This is a genomic window from Thalassotalea sp. PLHSN55 (assembly GCF_052030545.1).
In the GTDB taxonomy this organism is placed as follows: Bacteria; Pseudomonadota; Gammaproteobacteria; order Enterobacterales; family Alteromonadaceae; genus CANMXU01.
This window is the reverse complement of the sequence record NZ_JBPDIH010000004.1, coordinates 16188-35513: the sequence shown is the minus strand read 5'-3', so window position 1 is coordinate 35513 and position 19326 is coordinate 16188. Positions and strand designations below refer to the sequence as shown.

Below are 19326 nucleotides of genomic sequence, written 5' to 3'. Positions count from 1 at the left end.
CGTATAGAACAATGAATTAAAAACATAATTAGTTTTTATTCAACAAATTACGCAAAAAAAATAATATTAGGTTACACTCGATATTAACCATTAACTTTTTTGTTTATAACTTCATGTCGCAATTTATATTTAAAGATGAAAACGAGCAAGATGAGCAACCACCTAAAGCATCAAGTAAGAAAAAATGGCGTATTTTAGTTGTTGATGATGACGATTCAGTTCATCAAGTCACAAAACTTGTTTTATCAAATACTGAGATTGAAAATAGACAGCTAGAAATCACTTCAGTGTATTCTTCTGAAGAAGCGCAAAAGGTGTTAAGTAATGACAGCAGCTATTGTATGGCGTTTGTTGATGTTGTTATGGAAACCGATCACGCTGGTTTAGAGTTAGTTGAATGGATCCGTAAAGATTTAAAAAATCAGGCGATACGTTTAGTATTGCGCACAGGTCAAGCAGGAACCGCACCTGAATCTAAGGTCATTCGCGAATTTGATATTAATGACTACAAAGAAAAAACGGATTTTACCTCAGGTAAAATGATCACCACAGTGTACGCAAGTATTCGCGCCTATCGCGATATTATGACGATACAGCGCAGCCTTGATGCCTTTAAACAACTGATCAAAGCAACCCACGATTTATTAAAAATAGAGCAATTTAAACCTTTTGCTTCTGCCGCGTTAAATCACTTACTGACCTTAATGGATGTAGAAAGTTCTGCATTGTATATTGCGCGCTCGCAAGTAGACTTCGAACTTGAACGCAGTGATATGATTATCGCGTGTACAGGTAAATATTTCTCAGAATCCTCTAGTTTAGAAAGCTCAGATATTAGCCAGAGCGTAAAAGATATTATTACCCAAGTGTTTCATTCGCAAAGCCACTTTTTAGGTGACGATTGCTTTGTTGGCTATTACGAAACAGGAGCTAACGTTGCCTCAGTACTTTATATTGAATTTGAAGACGACGCAGAACACTTTCGTGCCAACCTTGCCGAACTTTACGCCTCTAATGTTGCACTAATTTTAGAGAAAATCACCAAGCAACAAGAGGTTGAACGTACCCAGAAAGAATTATTGTATGTCGTAAGTGAATCGATTGAAGCTCGCAGCAAAGAAACTGGCGCTCACGTGCGTAGAGTTGCTGATATTTGTGAATTATTAGCGCTGAAACTGAATTTATCTACGTCATTTATTGACGCGATTAAATTGGCGGCACCTTTGCATGACCTTGGTAAAATAGGCATTCCTGAAAGCATTCTTCACAAACCCGGCAAGTTAAACGATGAAGAATGGGAAACGATGAAAAAACACGCCGAAATTGGTGGAGAACTGCTTGCAAAATCGAATTCAAGTATTTCCAAACTTGGCTCACGTTTAGCGCGCTATCACCATGAAAACTGGGACGGCAGTGGTTATCCTGAGGGCTTATCTGGTCTCGATATTCCGATAGAAGCTCGAATTATGGCGATTTCAGATGTGTTTGATGCACTAGGTTCGAATCGTTGTTACAAAAGTAAATGGGACAATGACGCGATTAAACAATTCTTAATCGAGGAGAAAGGTAAAAAGTTTGATCCGACCATGATTGAACTGTTTATAGAATCGTTTGACGAATTTGCCGCGATCAGGGCTAACTACCCTGATGAAGACTAAGCGATAAGTTAAAAGAGCTTTATCACGATGGAACTTTTAATCAAAGACATTGTTAAGGGCATATCTCGAAGCTACGGTGAAGCTTTTTTTAAAGTTATTGCGCAAAAATTAGATAAGGTCATTCATTCAGACTATACCTTTATTGCTCGTATCGATGAGCAAAAATTAGTGGCTAATACCGTCGTGCTTGTTGCCGATGGTAAATTAGCTGACAATTTTAGCTATGATTTAGCTGAAACACCTTGTCAGAAAGTCACAGAAAATAGTACCTGCATTTACCCCCGTTCAGTCGCCAAATTATTTCCTCATGATTATCTATTAGCAGATATGCAAATTGAAGCCTATTTAGGTGCACCGTTAATAAATTCTTCACAAGAAGTTATTGGCATAGTGGTGGCTCTTTATAAAGGTGAAATTACTGACGCTAAGCTCACGAAAACCTTGTTTGAGTTATTCTCTGGTCGAATTGCGGTTGAATTTGAACGACTTGACAAAGAAAATGAACTGCAACAACTCAATAACTCATTAGATATTAAAGTACGGGAGCGTACTCAAGAATTAGAAACTGCATTAGCTGATCTGCATAAAACCCAAGATAAACTCGTTGAAGCAGAAAAAATGGCGGCATTGGGTGATTTAGTCGCGGGTGTTGCTCATGAAGTAAATACGCCACTGGGGGTTGCGATAACTGCTGAAAGTCATCTTTGTGAATATTTTCAAAAGTTTAAAGCAAAATTTGAGCAACAACATTTGTCGATAAAAGACATGCAAGACTTTGTAGAAACTAATGAACAATCTCTACCTATGATCTCTCGTAATTTAGAACGGGCGAAAGAGTTGGTCATCAATTTCAAAGCGTTAGCAACTGAACAAGCTGATATTAAATTTGAACAAGTAGCGATAACCGCTTATTACCGAAGAGTTATTTCTACATTAACGCCGCTATTAAAGCGTAAAAAAGCGGTGATAAACTTTACCGGTTGTGACAATGATGTGATAAATACGTTTCCTGGCTGCCATGCGCAACTGCTGACTAATTTAGTGACCAATAGCATCCAACATGGATTTAGTAATGTTGCCAATGACAATATAATCACGATAACTCTTAGCCATGAAAACGACAGCTTTGTTGTAAATTATCAAGATAACGGGCAGGGCATAAATAGTGAAAATCAGTCTCGAATTTTTGAACCTTTCTATACCGCATCCACAGATCCAACCAGTACAGGATTAGGTTTATCAGTAGCTTATAATCTAGCCTCTCATCATTTAAAAGGCAGCCTTGAATTTATACCTACTCAGCATGGTGTGCATTTTAAATATTGCTTTACATCATTAAGCGGCCAATCTTGTTGAGATAAGCTTGCAACTCGTTGTGGTTGCTATCACTATAATCATATCGATAATTCATCTTAATAGGATAGCCGATGTTCCATCATAAAAAAGGCAGTTTTACCGCATGGATGTTACGTTTAAGAAAAATTATTCGTTGGCCATTAATGACCTTTCGCGAAGCAGAAACTTGTTCACAGCATTCATTTGAAGTTGCCTTGATCAGTCATCAAATTGCCTTAATTGGCCAAATCAAATTTGCGCGTCAATACGACCCTTCAAAAATCGCCATTTCAGCCCTTTACCATGAAGCGGCAGAGTCAGGAGGTGTTGGCGATTTACCTAGCCCGTTAAAATACTATAATCCTGAATTTACAGCCCAAATTAAAAAAATAGAAAGTGAAGTAGAACAATCTATGGTTTACGAAGGGTTACCTGATTATTTGCAAACGGCTATGGCGGACTTTGTTATTCAAAGCAATATCGATACTGAGGTTAAAGCAATCGTTAAAGCGGCAGATGATCTAGCCGCCTATCACTATAGTTTGGCTGAGCTAAGTGGTGGTAATAAAGAATTTACGGTTGCCAGTAAGGTATTAAAAGACAGAGTAAATAAGCATTGTCAGAATTGGCCTGAAGTTAATGAGTTTTATCAATCGCAATTTCCTGCCTGTATGCAAACCTTAGATGAGTTATCTAAACCAGATTAAGTTAATAGGCTAAGGTAAGCTTAAAGGCGCTAACAGCTAAAATTCCTGCCATTGTTCAAATCGAGGGTGATACATTTTAGCTTGTTGATAATATTTTTTGATGGTGCCATTTTCATGCAGAATACGAATACCCTTTGTTAAAGCTTGGCTGACTTTTTCACTGTCAGCATGGTTTCGTGAAATCATAAAATGCCGGCTGTTTGGTAAAGTAATAATGATATTGGGAACAGGAGCCAGTTCAATACCTTGATAATACTTCAGCATGTTTTCCCTACTTGGTAAATCTAACAGGGTAAAGTCGATATCGCGGTGTTTAATTAATTTAAAAATAGTTGGGTAATTGTAGGTAGTAATAATATGTTTGAATCCCAATTGAGTTAATTTTTCTTTGTCATACTTCCATCCAGACGCCAGAACAGCCCTTAGCTCTTTTAAATCATCGAGATTATTGGCAGACATTAATTTTTGATTGCTTTTTAAGCCATACATTAATTTTTTAAAATTCCCTTTTTTAATGATCGCGGTAGATAGTTTTACGTCATCGGACACTGAGCCCTCAGAAATTATGCGCGGCGACGCAACAATTTCACCGTGTTTTAATAGCAAAAACTCGCGCTTTAAGTTTGGAACAATAAGGTAGTTTAGTTTTGCGGTGATCCCTCCTGCGATCAACGCTTGCTGAAAAATAAGTAAATCGGCCACAGTACGCTTTAAGAAAGCTTGCTCTTTTTTTACCTTAAATTCTTGTTGATATGCGTGATATTCCGACAGTAAGGTTTGTGTTATTGGAATATCAATAACCTCATTTGCCTGCCCGTTAAAGCTAAGCAGTAAAAAGATGAAAAAACCTATGAAATTGTTGTTCATAAATGAATAGATGCTTGTACCAAACTCAATTTATTATTACTTTAATTGTAGCGGGTTAAATGAAATTAGATTGCTTTTTAGCGCTTTAATCTCATTACATTTTTAACTTTTCTTGAGTTAATAAAAAAGCCCAACAAATTTGAAATTGTTGAGCTTTAATAATGGTGTTACTTACTGACTCTTAGTTTACTGACTCTTAGTTTACTGGCGATAGGTGGCAAAAAAGTTTTTCAAACGCTCTAAAGCCGGTATTAGTTCATCACTGTGCGGTAAAAATACTAAGCGGAAGTAATTTTTTTCTTTCACATTAAAAGCACTACCGTGTACGAGCAAAATCTTTTCCTGCTTAAGCAAGTCAAGGATCATTTTTTCGTCATCTTTTAGGTTGAACTTTTTCGGATCAACTCTCACAAATAAATACAACGCGCCCATCGCAGGATTACAAGATAAACCGTCAATGTCGTTGATCATTTCATAGGCAATATTACGCTGCTTAATTAAACGACCATCACCACTAATTAATTCGTTAATACTCTGATATCCACCTAATGCTGTTTGAATGGCATGTTGGCAGGGCACATTGGCACATAAACGCATCGACGATAGCGTATTTAAACCACTAATGTAATCTTCAGCATGTAACTTAGGGCCTGTTATCACCATCCATCCCGCACGAAAGCCAGCTATACGGTAATTTTTTGATAAACCACCCATGGTGATCACTAGCACATCATCGCATAAACGCGCTGTTGGAATGTGTGTCGCGCCATCGTACAAAATTTTGTCGTAAATTTCGTCGCTGAAAATAATCAATTGATGTTTGCGAGCCAAAGCAATTATGCCTTGTAAAATTTCTTCTGAATAAACTGCACCCGTTGGATTGTTTGGATTAATCAATACAATCGCTTTGGTTTTACTGTTTATTTTTTTCTCCATGTCTTCCAAATTTGGAAACCATGCATTTTTTTCATCACACTGATAATGCACGGGCTTACCGCCAGAAAGCGCCACCGCGGCTGTCCAAAGTGGGTAGTCAGGTGCTGGGATCAACACTTCATCTTCATTATCTAGCAATACTTGCATCGCCATGACGATGAGTTCACTGACACCATTACCGATATAAATATCGTCAACACTGACATTTTTAATGTCTTGTTGTTGAAAATACTGCATAACTGCAACACGAGCAGAATAAATGCCTTTTGAATCACTATAGCCTTGTGAACGAGGCAAGTTATGGATCACATCTTTTAAAATATCATCAGGTGCCTCAAAACCAAATGGGGCTGGGTTACCAATATTAAGCTTAAGAATTTTATGGCCTTCGTCTTCTAAACGACGCGCTTCTGCGGCTATTTGTCCACGAATTTCGTAGCAAACATTTTTAAGCTTTGATGATTTTTTTATCTCTTTCATGAGTAATTTCTTTTCTTAGTGATCATAGTGAGTGTGTTTATACCTAAGCCTTTTGGTAAATCCCGTTAACTGAAATAGCTAACGGTTTAATTAAGTTGGTACATCTTCTATTGTTGCCAAAAACAACAAATATTGAAATAGTTACTTGTAATTATTTTACCGATTTAACTATTTTTTATTGCTGCATTTACTTTTTGCGGAAATGTTTTCAAAATAAGCTAACTTTAATGCCGTGATTGAGAGTTGTGTGAAAGGATTTGTTAAATGGATATCAATGCTGATCTTGATTGTTTGTTCACTTTTTACCTTATTTTTATACCTGATCATTGATGATCACCCACAAGTATCGCAAGTAAGTAGCCTAGATATTGCATCTGCTCAACATACCAAGCAGTCGCTTAAGCGTATTTATCGGTCATTAAAGTCATCAAATAATGCGCCAATTATATTAACGACACAAGAAATTAACAGTTTATTGTCGCTAGGCCATCGCGCGGTTCCACAAATAAAAGCCAATAGCGCCCTGTCAACGGATGTTGCAAGGCTGACAGTATCGATAGAATTGCCAATAACGGGTTATTATATTAATGCATCGACTTTATTGTATTCTTCAAAAAATGGCATTGAGCTTGGTGATACTTCGCTTGGCTCGGTGTCTTTTTCAGGAAACTACTTACTGAAAATTTTCGAGTTTTTGCTGAATTTTTATGGTGAAGGAAATTTAGGCACTGAATTATTTTCAACAGTGAGCCGTGTTAACATTTCACCGTCAGGGTTAACTTTACATTATCAATTGCCAGATACAGCGCTTGCCAGCTCTGGTAATGGTTTACTCAGTTTAATGAAATTAAGAGATCAGTGGCAAATTTTTGGCAAAGCCAATCAGGTGCAATTTTATTTTAAACAGCTCGCAGAGTTTGCTGAACAGAATAAAAGCATGACACTCATCGACTATATCGCGTTTGTGATTGAGCAAGCCAAGCTTAAAAGCGATGCGCGTTATCTGACCATGGTAAAAACTGAGCACAGTCCGCAAGCTTTTGCTCAACAAGAAAATAGTGCGGCACTTACCGCGTTAGTTTTATATTTTGGTGACGATAAATTTGAATGGTTAATTGGCAACATATCAAAGCTTTCGAGTAAAGCGCGCAAAAACCAGCAAATGTTACGAGCAAAGGTGACGCTAAATGATCGTGTAGATTTGCAAAAACATTTTGTTTACTCGATGGCGTTGCAGTTATTTGCAAATGTTGCTGCAAGTGATGCGATAGGGGAATTTAAAGAGCTAATCGATGCCAATGTTGGCGGCAGTGGTTTTAGCTTTGCTGATTTACTTGCTGATAGGGCAGGTACGCGTTTTGCGCTTTATGCGACTAAAAGTGAGCAGCATGCCCAAAAGGTACAACAACATTTCTCACTATTTTTTACTGAACAAGACCTTATGCCGGTGCATTTAGGCTTACCGGAAGGTATTCGTCAACAAGACTTTAATCGTTTGTATTTAAATACCGGCTCGGCAGCTTATCGCAATATGGTTGAAAATATTGACCAACGTCTGATGGCTTTGAATCTTTATCAATAAGGTTTTCTATTAAAAATAAGCGTAAAAAAAGGATAAAAACCTAAGGTTTTTATCCTTTTACCGTATCGCGTTAAAATTAATACCGCGCTAAATTTAATTCTGTGTTAAATCTACCGCTGCGCCTAAAATCGCGTTAACGCGAGGTACGATTAAAACAAGTTAGCAATTTCGCTAATATCAATCAGTGATTTTTCACCTGTTTGACGATTTTTTAATTCAACTTGTTGTGCATCTAGGTTGCGTTCACCAACGATTAACAATAACGGCGTGCCCATTAATTCATGATCAGCAAACATAACGCCCGGGCGCTCTTTACGATCATCAAATAAGACTTCGATGCCAGCATCAGATAACTCTTGATAAAGTTTTTCAGCCGTTTCTTTTACTCGTGCAGACTTTGCCATATTCATCGGTACAATCGCTACTTGAAATGGCGCAATCGCTGTTGGCCATTTAATACCGTATTTGTCATGGTTTTGCTCAATCGCAGCAGCAACAATACGCGACACACCAATGCCGTAACAACCCATGGTTAATATTTGATGTTTACCAGCTTCGGTCAATACACCACAGTTCATCGCTTGTGCATATTTTTCACCTAGTTGGAAAATGTGACCAACTTCAATCCCACGCTTGATAACAATGTTACCTTGGCCACATGGGCTTGGGTCGCCTTCAACCACATTGCGGATATCTTCAACTTGATAATTTTGACAATCACGATCCCAGTTTACACCAGTAAAGTGAACGTCGTTTTCATTGGCGCCACAAACAAAATCAGCTAAGTGTGCGGCGCTGCGGTCGACAATGGTTTGAATTGTGAGTGCTACCGGACCAATTGAGCCGATATTACACCCTAATACTTCTTCAACTTGCTCGTCGCTTGCTAATGTTAATGGACTAGCAACACCGGCAATTTTTTCAGCTTTTATTTCATTTAACTGATGATCGCCTCGTAACACTAATGCCACTAATGGCGCTTTTTCGCCTTCCGCACTTTCACCTAAGACGATAAGCGTTTTAACAATTTCTTGCTCTGAGGCACTTAAAAACTTAGCCACTTCAGCAATGGTTTTCACATTAGGCGTAGCAACTTGCGCTTTTTCTTTACTTGGCGCTGGGCGTTCGCCTGCTGGCGCTAAGGCTTCGGCTTTTTCAATATTCGCAGCAAAGTCGCTAGCGTCGCTAAAGGCAATATCATCTTCACCTGAGTCTGCAAGTACATGGAACTCGTGCGATGCTTCACCACCAATAGAACCGGTGTCAGCAATAACTGGGCGGTAATCTAAACCTAAACGTTCAAAAATACGACAATAAGCGTCGTACATGGTTTGATAGGTTTTTTCTAAACACTCATCACTTAAATGAAATGAGTATGCATCTTTCATTAAAAATTCACGACCGCGCATTACACCAAAACGAGGACGAATTTCATCTCTAAATTTAGTTTGAATTTGGAATAAGTTAAGCGGCAACTGTTTGTAGCTGCTAAGTTCATTCGCCACTAATTTGGTGATCACTTCTTCGTGTGTTGGCCCTAAAACAAAAGGCCTGTGGTGACGATCTTTTAATCGTAACAGCTCAGGGCCGTAGTCTTCCCAACGACCAGACTCTTCCCACAAATCAGCCGGTTGAACCATCGGCATTAACACTTCAATAGAGTGAGCTTTTTCCATTTCTTCACGAACAATGTTTTCTACTTTTCTTAATACTTTTAAGCCAGTGGGTAGCCAAGTATATAAACCTGAAGCGACGTTACGCACAAGACCTGCTCGTAACATTAATTGATGACTGATAACTTCAGCACTTGCTGGAGTTTCTTTTAAAGTAGAAAGTAAATATTGGCTAGTACGCATTAGGAAATGGTTCCGTCAAAAGCATGAAAATAAAATTGCCGCTATTCTAGCAGGGCGCTAGAGAAGGAAAAAGCACTAAATAGCTAAGATAGGTGTTATCTTGTCATTTTTTTTACAAATACCACCACAAAGAGGGCAATGGTAAAGCTGCCAGTAAACGCTTCCATGGCGGCAATAGCCCTTGAAAAGCCAATTGGCGTAAAATCGCCATAACCTAAGGTAGTAAAAGTCACTACTGAATAATAAAGGCATGATAAGAAAATATGGCAGTTTTCAGCAACGCTTTTTTCAAAAGACATGACGTATAGTTGATCTTGATAATTGAGGCCTGACAACGCATACAACACCGCACAAATAATGATCAAGATAATCGATAATAAAATAATGCGTACAGGGTTTTCACCATAACCACAAAATAAATCAATAATTTTTGACGTTAATCGTTTTAGGCTAAGTGGCGGCAATTGCATGCGCCGCATGGTGAGTTCGCGATGAATGAATTGCCCCGCTAAACTAAATATACCTTCGCGTTCCGCATGTTTGCGCAGATCGCGATATATTTCTTCTGCTTGCTCGAAATAGTCGATAGCGCTGGCATGATCGTGATCGCGCAAGGCTTGTTTGGCTTGGTCTTCTTGTTTTAGCTTTTTGCCAAACTGGATGTTTTCAATCTTGGTTTGTGTCCATTTAGCGCCTAATAAATTGGTTTTTTCTAACGTTGCGCAATTTAAATTAGCATTGGCTAAATTGGCTTTCATTAAGCTGGCACCAGAGAGGTTAATATTAAATAGATGACCATTAGATAAATCAGCACGATAAAAGTCGGCATAGCTAAAATCGTAGCCGGTTTTACTGCCGTGATTAACTAAATCAATACCACTTAAGTTAGCGCGCTGTAAAATAATGCCGCGCAGTAAACCGCCTTTTTTAGCATAGGTTTCAAGCGCCACTTTAACTGATGAACTTGATTTATCGACGGTTTTATCGTGCCAATAGCAAAATCCTGACGCGTTACTTTGCTCTAAGCAGGTCGCGCCATCAGGGTCTTGGTATTTGCAGTTTTTAGTTTGTTCGCTCATTTGTATCAGTATAGAATAAAGTGATAAATATCACCCAGTCATGTTGAAAAACATAAGCTTTAATATTTAGTAAGTGAAATATTAAAGCTGTGTAAATCTAAGCATTCAAACCTAAAGGGACTCCAATGAAGATTACTTGTATCCAAGCCGACTACCACAACGATAAGCATGGTGAAGATTTACTTTTTCTCCTCAATGCTTACGCGCAAGATCCAATGGGCGGTGGCGAGCCATTAGCTCAATATACCCAAGAGCATTTAATCAGCGCACTACAAAAAGCAAACATGGCGTTTAGCGTAATTTGCTATGTGGGTGATCAACCAGCGGGGTTAATTAACTGTATGGAAGGTTTTTCAACATTTGCCGCCAAACCTTTAGTTAATATTCATGACGTTGTTGTTGCGCCTAAGTTTCGAGGGCAGAGTATTTCAACCATAATGCTGGCGGAAGTTGAAAAAATTGCCAAAAACAAAGGCTGCTGCAAGTTAACTTTGGAAGTTTTACAGGGAAATGAGGTCGCACAAAAAGCCTATCAAAAAGTCGGTTTTAGTGGTTATGAACTTGATCCGACCATGGGCCAAGCGGTATTTTGGCAAAAAAAATTGTAAATAATAAGTTAAAGCATAATCGCTAAATTATACTTAAAGTCGTCACTGAGTCTGGTTAATAATTTATAACGAAGCAATCATAGTATGCGCGGTTAAAACTGTTATAATCCGCGCAATTTTATTTTGGTTATTGTTGGGTGTGTAAATGAGTGTTGATGCAATTGGATTATCGGCTGAATTATTAAAGGCAGTAAAAGGTTGTGGTTATAAGAATTTAACACCAATACAGCAGCAAGCGATCCCTTTGATCCGCTCGGGTCACGACTTGTTAGCGAGTGCGCAAACGGGAACAGGAAAAACAGCAGCCTTTACTTTACCCATTCTAGATGCACTTGCTAAAAACACTACCAGCGTGCCGGGCTCTTCATTACGTGCCTTAATTTTAACGCCAACACGAGAATTAGCAGCACAAGTGGCTGAAAACGTAAGTACTTACAGTGAGTTTTTACCGTTAAAGTCTGGCGTAATTTATGGTGGTGTTAATATGCCAGGACAAACTAATATGCTTAAAGCTGGGCTTGACGTATTAGTGGCGACGCCGGGTCGCTTGTTAGAGCATGTCGAATTAAGAAATCTCGATTTATCTCATATTAAATACCTTGTGTTAGATGAAGCCGATCGCATGTTAGATATGGGCTTTTTAAAAGACATTGAAAAACTGATGTTGCTGATGAAACAAAAACATCAAACTTTAATGTTTTCAGCGACTTTTTCAAATAAAGTCAAAACGCTTGCCAAACAAATATTAGTGACCCCTAAAACCCTAGAAGTGGCTAAGCAAAATGCGACTTCAGGTAAAGTAAAACAATCGGTTTATTGGGTATCAGAGCAACGCAAACGTGAGCTATTGTCTGAGATCATTGGTGTTAATAACTGGCAACAAGTTATGGTTTTTGCAGGCACTAAAGAAAGTGCAAACGAGCTGGCAAAAGGTCTAGAGCTTGACGGCATAAAAACCGCTTTGTGCCACGGTGATAAAAGCCAAGGGGCGCGCAACAAAGCCCTTGAAAAGTTTGTTAATGGCAGTGTTAGAGTGCTTGTGGCAACCGATGTTGCTGCGCGTGGTATTGATATTGACAACTTACCTTATGTGGTAAACTTTCATTTACCGTTTCTTGCTGAAGATTATGTCCACCGCATTGGTCGAACAGGCCGCGCCGGAAAAAATGGCACCGCAATTTCTTTAGTGAGTCCAAAAGATGAAAAGTTTTTAGGTAATATTGAAGCATTAATTGGCAGAACGTTTGAGCGCATTATTGTGCCAGGTTACGAGTTAGACCGTCCATTACCAGCGCAATACCAAGACGAAGCGCCAAAGGCTGAAAAGAAAAACCGTTATCAAGCGACGAAAGAAAAAAATCAACGAATTGCTAAGAAAAATAGTCAAACTAAAACGGCAACGACTGTTAACAAAAAGACTAAAAAATTAAGCAAGAAGAAAAAGCTCGCCAAGAAGAATAAACGTTAGTTTTACGTTGTGTACACATGAACGAGCTAGTTGATATTGAGATCCCATTTGATAAGCGCCATCACTGTTGGTTTTGTGGTGAGCCTTCGTCAACTTGCTTTGTTTTTCCCAATCAAGTCAGTAATGCATTGGGGGCATTGCATCAACAGATAAATGTACCAAGCTGTGTGGAATGTCATCGTTGGGCAGTACAGGCGGAGGCGAAATCGATTTTTGCCGTTAAACATCTCGTCAAACAAAAATTGATGTACAAATATCGAAAAGATCTCGCCATCGGGTTAAATTGGACTAAACAAGAACTTGCTAACAGTGGTTTTGAAGGGGGCAATTTTGCCAGTTTTCAAAAAAGTGCTTGGTTTATGTTCGAGGTGGCTCAAGGACGTGTTAACTACTTAGGTTGGCCTATTGTGGTTAACGGCGTTGCATTGGAACTCGATGAAGATGCCACACAGTTTATTTTTGATGGCGTGACTTACCCGTCAATTGACGATGCCATAGCGCACTATTGCCACGTATTTTATTTAGATAAAAAATATTTTATTAAAGTTTTATATTTATTGGGGCAAGGGCAATTTGCCAAGGCGGTAAGATTTTGCCGCTTGCTTATTGACGCATCTGCAAATGAAAAGCAACAAGCTTTTGTCGAACTACTGAATGAACAAGCATAAAAAGTTCGACTAGCTTTTTGATGAAAGTAAATTTATGCCATGCTCATTTTTGCACGATATAACGCTTTGTCTGCGCGCTCGAATAAACTTTTTTCTGAGTCTGAACGGTTCATAAATGTATGGCCTAAACTGCAAGTGACCTTGTATTTTCTTAACGTTAGGTTGTTTTTTAACGCGATATTTATACGTTGTTCAATCGCTGAAAGCGACTTTTCACAGGCATCTTCAACAATGATTGAAAACTCGTCTCCGCCAAACCTAAATATACTGTCTGAGTCTCGCACAGACGCTTTTAAAGCCGATGAAAACTGTATTAGCACGTCATCACCAACTTTATGACCAAAGTTATCGTTAATGGCTTTAAATTTGTTCAAATCGCAGACAATTAGCCCCAATTGTTGATGCTGACGCTTTGCATGATGCATCGCGCGTTTTAGTTGTTCGTCAAAATAGCGACGGTTACCTAACGCGGTTAAACCGTCTTGCATCGCTAATGATAAAGCGCGTTGATATTGTAAGGCGTTACGTAATGGATAAAGTAAACATTTATGCAATGCATTTAAGCGACTAATATCACTAATATTAATCGGCTTTTTAGCGCTATATGACAACACACCTAAGAATTCATTATTTACTTTTAAATCAAAGTCGTGCTGATGCTTAGCTTTTTTTCCACCACGAATAGAGGCGAAGGCAATTTCATTTTTAAAGCAAAGGCTTGAAAAATCTACCGTTTTTGTTGCTTCCATCGCAAAAATATTGAGCAACTTGTCAATCTCAAGAGTAATTTGTAATTGTTCAATAAGTTCACTACGACGCTTAGACTCGTGATCAGAACTATTAGCAAAAAGCCTAAAAGCATTGAAATCAGCATATTGTGCATTGTCTATATCTAGTGTTTGCATACAGTCACCTTAACTTTTGTTGTCACACTGTCGAAAGCAAGAACTATTCCTATTTTGTAATTTTGTCTGTTACATTTTTAACCTTTTGAAAATTGGCAAAAATTATATCGCTAAAAAATCGTCTAAAATTAAAACTAAATACGATGACAAGTTTTTGGCGGCAGAGGATTGCCGATTAACGTAACTATCTAATGCATATTCACTTTGGTTTATATATCATAATGTTAAACCTATAGTGACTCAGCTATACTTATTCAGCAGTAGCAAAAGGAATTTATGTGTCTCATTTTGTAGAAATTCTTGCAATTTTAACCAGTGCGGTAGTCATTGTTTGGCTATTTCGCCGCTTGCACTTGCCTGCCATTCTTGCCTATTTAGTTGCCGGAATGTTGGTGGGAGAGCATGGTTTTTCGTTTGTTGTTGATCAAGATAACTATGAGCACTTTGCCGAACTCGGCATTGTATTTTTACTGTTTACCTTAGGGTTAGAGTTTTCTGTTCCTAAATTAATGGCTATGCGGCATTTAGTGGTGTCGGTCGGAAGTTTGCAGGTCGGCATTTCATTAGCTATTTTTACACTGTTTGCTTGGTTTTTGGGGCAAAGTTTCGCAAGCTCTTTAACCATAGGTAGTATTCTAGCGCTTTCTTCTACCGCCATTGTTATCAGGCAACTTAGTGAAACTGGCGCAATGAAACGAAAAGCCGGGCAGATTTCTGTGGCGATTTTACTGTTTCAAGATGTCGCTGTTGTTCCCTTTCTTATTATCATTCCTATGCTTGCGCTTGACGGGCAATCTTCAATGTTTTTGGAGTTACTTTTTGCTTTAGTCAAAGGGGTCTTTGTTGTTGGCCTTCTTTTATTTACCGGCAAATGGTTACTGCCACGGTTATTTAATTTGGTCGCACAGGTGCGCACAGACGAACTTTTTGTGCTTACAACCTTGTTGGTAACTTTAGTCGCTGCAGCGCTTACCCAGTGGTTTGGTTTATCTATGGCATTAGGGGCATTTCTGGCTGGTATGATGTTAGGAGAGAGCCAATACAAACATCAATTAGAAGCTGATATCAGGCCATATAGAGACATCTTGCTTGGTCTGTTTTTTGTTACCGTTGGCATGAAACTCGATATTAGTATTTTGTTATCTTCACCTTTAATGGTGTTATTTGTCATGGTTGCCTTTATGGCAATAAAAGTGCTGGTAATTAAAAGCCTGGCAGTAAAAGCCGGAGAGTCTGCAAAGGATGGCTGGGCCTCTGGTTTTATGTTGGCACAAATGGGCGAATTTGGTTTTGTACTTATTGCGTTAGCTAATCAATTTAAGATCATACCGGTTGATGTTGCCTCAATATTGCTGGTATCTGGTGTAATTAGCATGGCAATAACACCTTATATGATTGATAACGCGAGAAAGTGGGCACTTTGGCTTAATCAAGAAAAACCTGAAGATACAGAGTCGTTAGAGCAGCTTCCTGATAATAAAGATTTAAAAGACCATGTAATTATTTGTGGTTTTGGCCGGATAGGGCAAACAGTAAGTCGATTTCTAAAACAAGAAAAAATACCTTTTGTCGCGATTGATATTGACCCACTAAGAACAACTAAAGCACGTGAAGCGGGTGAAAATGTATTGTTTGGCTCATCAAGGCAAGCTGAGCTATTACATGCTGCGCATTTGTCTGAGGCGAAACTGGTTGTTATTGCGTTTGGTGAAGATCAGCAATCGATAGAGATCATAAAAAAAATTAGAAGTTTGTCGCCAGATGTTCCAATTTTGGTTAGAACACGAAATGATGATCAGCTTGATAACTTGCAGGCTGCTGGCGCGAATGAAGTGGTACCAGAGAGTTTAGAAGGCAGCTTAATGTTAGTGTCGCAAGTGTTATCATTGACCGGTGTGCCATTTTCCCGAATTCTAAGACGCGTGCAAAAAGAGCGTAAGAATCACTACAACCACCTACATGGATTTTTCCAAGGTGAGCATACCGATATGAGCCCAGAGGCTATAGATCGCATTGAATTTGCTCACGCTATTTTGCTCACCGAAGATTCGTATGCATGTGGTTACTCAATTCGTTCACTGAATATGGCAAACTCAAAAGTCGCACTTATTGCAATGCGCCGAGATGGAATTGAATGTGAAGAGCCTGAATTAGATACCGTATTGCAATCGCAAGATACCATTGTTGTAAGAGGCAAGCCGTATCGTGTTGAGTGTTTTGAACGTCTTGTTCATGAAGGGCATTAAAACGTTTTTAAGTACAAGTTAAATGCGAAGAAAATCGCGAATTTGCACTTCTTGCTCCATTGCATCTTCGAAGCCGAGTTTAATGAGTTGTCGACAGTAGTTTTTCTCAAATAATAGATAACTGACAATACTTGATTCAGCATCGTTAGTAATACCCGCTGAGCGAAGTAACAGTTTTATCGATAAAGGCAGTTCTTGAAAATAATCAACTGCCATCGCATTAAAGTCATGGCTGGGGTTGATCATTAAACTATTGATATGAGTAAGCCCCGATTGCCTTTTTTCAGGCGGGATTAACGCCACGGTTTGGTTAATACGTTCCATGCGTTCTAAATCACTTTGCAAGGTATCAGAAAAAATCGTATCTAATAAATGACCCGCTATTGTTGATGTCGTTGGCGGATGCGGATTATTCTCTTTAGCATGAATCGGCTCTTTCGGCTGCTCTACACCGACCACTAATAAATTCTTTGCGCCTAAATGAATTGCTGGGCTTAGCGGCGAAAGCTGATGTATTGAACCATCACCAAAGTGTTCTTGCCCAATTTTAACTGAAGGAAAAACCAGTGGAATGGCAGAAGACGCCATTAAGTGCTCGCTATTTATTTGACTAGGCTGTCCTCGACGTTTTGCTCTAAACCAAGGGGCAATGTTGGCTTCTGACTGATAGAAACTAATTGAGTCACCGCTGCTATAGCTTGATGCTGTAACAGATACCGCTGATAAGTAACCGCGTAATATATTATTGTCAATACGATTAAAATCGATAACCTTATTGAGTAGGTCTCGAAGTGGCGCATTGTTTAATAAACTGCGTGATTTTTTATTGGCGTAGTCTGCTTGGAAACTTGCCAACATACCGCTAAAAATATGACCAAAAACATTGTTAGCATTACTATGATAAATTTTATTGGTATCGAGGTTTTTCCAAACCCACTCTAGCTTTTTCACGCCTAAATGAAAGCACGATGCATAACAGGCTAATGCCGTGGTATTAATAGCGCCAGCAGACGTGCCACAAATAATAGGGAATGGAATACCGTGGTTCCTTGGTACAAACTTGGCGATGGCTGAAAGCACACCAACTTGGTAAGAAGCTCGAGCGCCGCCGCCAGTAAGTACTAGGGCATTTTGACTGTCTTTGTAGTTTCTTTTAGTCGACATAAGCGATAGTTTATTACCTAAGATGCTGATTTAATATAGTGAAACCAAATGGCGGTATTATTGAAACAGATAAATGTCCGTGAATTTATTTTTAAAATTGAGTTTATTAAAAAACCTAATGTTCTTCTTTGAGTTTAATCAGTTTTTGGCTAGCTTGCTAGGTAGAGTTGAAGTTTAAAATGAGAATTTTCGATATTTTTTATTTTACTAATCAATAGGTAATTAAAAAGAAGAGTTTAATTACTAATACCAATTTGGAATGACTATACCTGCAAAAATTTAGCATAAAAAAAAAGCCAACATAAGTTGGCTTTTTTAAATGACAGAGAATTATTAAAATGAAAACATTACTTGTAACGTCTACCTTTTAATAATGTTTAGCTGCTAACGCGTTTGTTAGCGGCGTCTATCAATGGTTGCGATCCGTTCTGAATAAGTGCCAAGTTCTCTGAAACAACTTTCTTTGGTAATTTACTAATCATCAAAGAACCCGTTTTAACTGAACCTTTAGTAGCAGCGAATTCTAACAAGTTTTTCCCATTACACTGTATACCGTCGAAGATACTACGAATTTTTAATTTGTTCGTCTTTAAAAAAGAACGCATGCGTTTCTTATCGTCAGCAGCTACGTATTCACAAACGCTTTGAGCGATGTTTGCAGCCGATGCCTGAGGAGCTGATACAACAGACGTTAATGTTAAAGCAGTCATGGTTGAAACTAGTAATAATTTTTTCATTTTAATAACCTTAAATATTTTTAAATTAGTTAATAAAAGAAAAAACCACTGGATGTACCTATTAACTCGGTAACTCCGCTGCCATGGGTTTCCTAGAAACCTGTAGGCCGGTGGTTTTGCGTAGCACGTTTTCGCGTGCCTTGCCTTTTCTTTGTCACCTTTAGTATTACCAATTTGTAGTTGAAATGCAATAATCTGTAACAATTATATGCGTCTCGTATGGTATTTTGTGTTTATAGCTATAAAAATCAAAAGGTTAGCTGTATAAGTATCTCGCCTGTTTTTTAACAAATCCTGTAGGAATTCTAGCTACAGGGCGTGTTAACTTATTAAATTAAAAAACAATTGTTAATGTTTTGTAAATCAAACATTCATCTCTGGAACAAGTTCAGGGATCACCAATTCACCTTCGGTTAGTTTTTGTATTTCTTCAACACTTACGCCAGGTGCCCGTTCCAATAAATGAAACTTATTGTCTTTGATTTCAATAAAGGCTAAATCGGTTAAAACGCGTTTTATACAACCTTTGCCTGTTAAAGGTAGGGAACATGTTTTAAGCAATTTAGATTGACCATGTTTTGAAGCATGGGTCATGGTCACTATAATATTGTCAGCCCCTGCAACTAAATCCATTGCACCGCCCATGCCTTTAATTAATTTACCTGGGATCATGTAAGAAGCAATGTTACCGCTAATATCAACTTCAAATGCGCCTAGTACCGTTAAGTCGACATGTCCGCCACGGATCATCGCAAATGACTCTGCTGAGTCAAAAATAGAAGCGCCTTTTGCCATAGTGACAGTTTGTTTGCCTGCATTGATAAGATCAGCGTCGATTTCGTCTTCTGTTGGAAATTGGCCCATGCCAAGTAAACCATTTTCAGACTGCAACATCACTTCCATGCCTTTAGGTACATAATTAGCGACTAACGTTGGAATACCAATGCCAAGGTTTACGTAATAGCCGTCTTGCAGTTCTTGGGCAACACGTTTTGCAATTTGTTCGCGAGATAAAGCCATGTGGTACTCC

General features: G+C 38.6%; 16 protein-coding genes and 1 riboswitch. Of the genes, 8 read left to right on the top strand and 8 right to left on the bottom strand.

Annotation, left to right across the window (positions count from 1 at the left end; translation table 11 throughout):
* The first annotated feature begins 113 nt into the window (after window positions 1–113).
* The 3 genes from ACRRSQ_RS08705 (at window position 114) to yfbR (ending at window position 3700) form a co-directional block, all read left to right on the top strand.
* A complete protein-coding gene (locus ACRRSQ_RS08705; RefSeq protein ID WP_440875346.1) occupies window positions 114–1658 on the top strand; it encodes an HD domain-containing phosphohydrolase in 1545 nt (514 codons plus the stop codon).
* Between the two features lie 27 nt (window positions 1659–1685).
* Window positions 1686–3014: an ATP-binding protein gene (locus ACRRSQ_RS08700; RefSeq protein ID WP_440875345.1), complete on the top strand. Its 1329-nt coding sequence runs from the start codon at window positions 1686–1688 to the stop codon at window positions 3012–3014.
* Window positions 3015–3085: 71 nt separating this feature from the next.
* Window positions 3086–3700 (top strand): 5'-deoxynucleotidase, encoded by a 615-nt coding sequence (gene yfbR / locus ACRRSQ_RS08695; protein WP_440875344.1) that lies wholly within the window; start codon window positions 3086–3088, stop codon window positions 3698–3700.
* Between the two features lie 36 nt (window positions 3701–3736).
* On the opposite strand, the gene ACRRSQ_RS08690 is transcribed toward yfbR, so the two are convergent.
* Window positions 3737–4567 (bottom strand): hypothetical protein, encoded by an 831-nt coding sequence (locus tag ACRRSQ_RS08690; protein ID WP_440875343.1) that lies wholly within the window; start codon window positions 4565–4567, stop codon window positions 3737–3739.
* 201 nt (window positions 4568–4768) lie between these two features.
* Window positions 4769–5983 carry a pyridoxal phosphate-dependent aminotransferase gene (locus ACRRSQ_RS08685; protein ID WP_440875342.1) on the bottom strand — a complete coding sequence of 405 codons (1215 nt, stop codon included), beginning with the start codon at window positions 5981–5983 and terminating at the stop codon, window positions 4769–4771.
* A 274-nt stretch (window positions 5984–6257) separates the two neighbouring features.
* Between ACRRSQ_RS08685 and ACRRSQ_RS08680 the strand changes: the two genes are divergently transcribed.
* Window positions 6258–7565 (top strand): hypothetical protein, encoded by a 1308-nt coding sequence (locus ACRRSQ_RS08680; protein WP_440875341.1) that lies wholly within the window; start codon window positions 6258–6260, stop codon window positions 7563–7565.
* Window positions 7566–7714: 149 nt separating this feature from the next.
* Here the strand turns inward: ACRRSQ_RS08680 and ACRRSQ_RS08675 are convergent, their stop codons facing one another.
* Both ACRRSQ_RS08675 and ACRRSQ_RS08670 read right to left on the bottom strand, forming a co-directional pair.
* Window positions 7715–9421, bottom strand: a complete 1707-nt coding sequence (locus tag ACRRSQ_RS08675; protein WP_440875340.1) for a proline--tRNA ligase — start codon at window positions 9419–9421, stop codon at window positions 7715–7717.
* Window positions 9422–9516: 95 nt separating this feature from the next.
* Window positions 9517–10500, bottom strand: a complete 984-nt coding sequence (locus ACRRSQ_RS08670; RefSeq protein WP_440875339.1) for an ion channel — start codon at window positions 10498–10500, stop codon at window positions 9517–9519.
* Window positions 10501–10625: 125 nt separating this feature from the next.
* On the opposite strand from ACRRSQ_RS08670, the gene ACRRSQ_RS08665 reads away from it, so the two are divergent.
* The 3 genes from ACRRSQ_RS08665 (at window position 10626) to ACRRSQ_RS08655 (ending at window position 13244) form a co-directional block, all read left to right on the top strand.
* Window positions 10626–11108, top strand: coding sequence for a GNAT family N-acetyltransferase (locus tag ACRRSQ_RS08665; protein ID WP_440875338.1), 483 nt, complete (start codon window positions 10626–10628; stop codon window positions 11106–11108).
* Window positions 11109–11253: 145 nt separating this feature from the next.
* On the top strand, window positions 11254–12576 hold the full coding sequence (locus tag ACRRSQ_RS08660; RefSeq protein ID WP_440875337.1) for a DEAD/DEAH box helicase: 1323 nt from the start codon (window positions 11254–11256) through the stop codon (window positions 12574–12576).
* A 17-nt stretch (window positions 12577–12593) separates the two neighbouring features.
* Window positions 12594–13244: a hypothetical protein gene (locus tag ACRRSQ_RS08655; protein ID WP_440875336.1), complete on the top strand. Its 651-nt coding sequence runs from the start codon at window positions 12594–12596 to the stop codon at window positions 13242–13244.
* A gap of 32 nt (window positions 13245–13276) precedes the next feature.
* Here ACRRSQ_RS08655 and ACRRSQ_RS08650 read toward each other — a convergent pair whose 3' ends face one another.
* Complete coding sequence (locus ACRRSQ_RS08650) at window positions 13277–14149, bottom strand: GGDEF domain-containing protein (RefSeq protein WP_440875335.1); 873 nt, start codon at window positions 14147–14149, stop codon at window positions 13277–13279.
* A 278-nt stretch (window positions 14150–14427) separates the two neighbouring features.
* Between ACRRSQ_RS08650 and ACRRSQ_RS08645 the strand changes: the two genes are divergently transcribed.
* Window positions 14428–16395: a cation:proton antiporter domain-containing protein gene (locus tag ACRRSQ_RS08645; RefSeq protein WP_440875334.1), complete on the top strand. Its 1968-nt coding sequence runs from the start codon at window positions 14428–14430 to the stop codon at window positions 16393–16395.
* Between the two features lie 18 nt (window positions 16396–16413).
* On the opposite strand, the gene ACRRSQ_RS08640 is transcribed toward ACRRSQ_RS08645, so the two are convergent.
* The 3 genes from ACRRSQ_RS08640 to ACRRSQ_RS08630 all read right to left on the bottom strand — a co-directional run bounded on the left by ACRRSQ_RS08640 (window position 16414) and on the right by ACRRSQ_RS08630 (window position 19316).
* A complete protein-coding gene (locus ACRRSQ_RS08640; RefSeq protein WP_440875333.1) occupies window positions 16414–17559 on the bottom strand; it encodes a patatin-like phospholipase family protein in 1146 nt (381 codons plus the stop codon).
* A gap of 377 nt (window positions 17560–17936) precedes the next feature.
* Window positions 17937–18296: a DUF3718 domain-containing protein gene (locus ACRRSQ_RS08635; protein WP_440875332.1), complete on the bottom strand. Its 360-nt coding sequence runs from the start codon at window positions 18294–18296 to the stop codon at window positions 17937–17939.
* Between the two features lie 65 nt (window positions 18297–18361).
* Window positions 18362–18451, bottom strand: a riboswitch (cyclic di-GMP riboswitch).
* Window positions 18452–18659: 208 nt separating this feature from the next.
* Window positions 18660–19316, bottom strand: coding sequence for a 3-oxoacid CoA-transferase subunit B (locus ACRRSQ_RS08630; protein ID WP_440875331.1), 657 nt, complete (start codon window positions 19314–19316; stop codon window positions 18660–18662).
* Window positions 19317–19326: the final 10 nt, after the last annotated feature.